This is a genomic window from Mesorhizobium sp. 128a, assembly GCF_053848025.1.
On the sequence record NZ_JBSPKY010000089.1, the window covers coordinates 1 to 556 of the forward strand.

Below are 556 nucleotides of genomic sequence, written 5' to 3' on the forward strand. Positions count from 1 at the left end.
GCAGCATTCGCATCCGTGCCGCCGAGCTTGGGCGCCAGCTTGTCGCAGATGCACGTCAAAGCCAAGCCTGCCGCACCCTCATGTCGATCCCCGGCATCGGCGTGATCACCGCGACCTCTTTCGTCAGCGCCATTGAGGATCCAAACAACTTCAAGAAGTCCCGCTCTGTCGCCGCTTGGATCGGCCTGACGACCCGCCGATACCAATCGGGAGAAGTCGATTATGACGGCCATATATCCCGGCGCGGGGATCGACATCTGCGGGGGCTTCTCTACGAAGCCGCGGCGGTCATCCTGACACGCTGTTCGACCGAAAGCAGCCTACGCACATGGGGTCTCAAGCTCCGGGAGAGGATCGGCTTCAAACGAGCCGCCGTGGCCGTGGCGCGCAAATTGGCGGTGATCATGCACACGATGCTCAAGACTGGCGAGTTCTTCAATCCGAGTGCAGGAGCCATAGCGTAAATCCAGATAGCGTTCAGAATCTGAACGCCTGAGGCGTCCCTGCCGGGACGTGAGCCGAGCCATTCCGCTGATGGGGTTGCACCGCTGTCTCA

At 61.0% G+C, this 556-nt stretch carries 1 protein-coding gene; it reads left to right on the top strand.

Going from position 1 to position 556, the window contains the following annotated elements:
- Window positions 1-464 (top strand): transposase (locus tag ACWTU9_RS33190; protein ID WP_455862015.1); only part of this gene is annotated, 464 nt, incomplete at its 5' end.
- Between the last annotated feature and the right edge of the window lie 92 nt (window positions 465-556).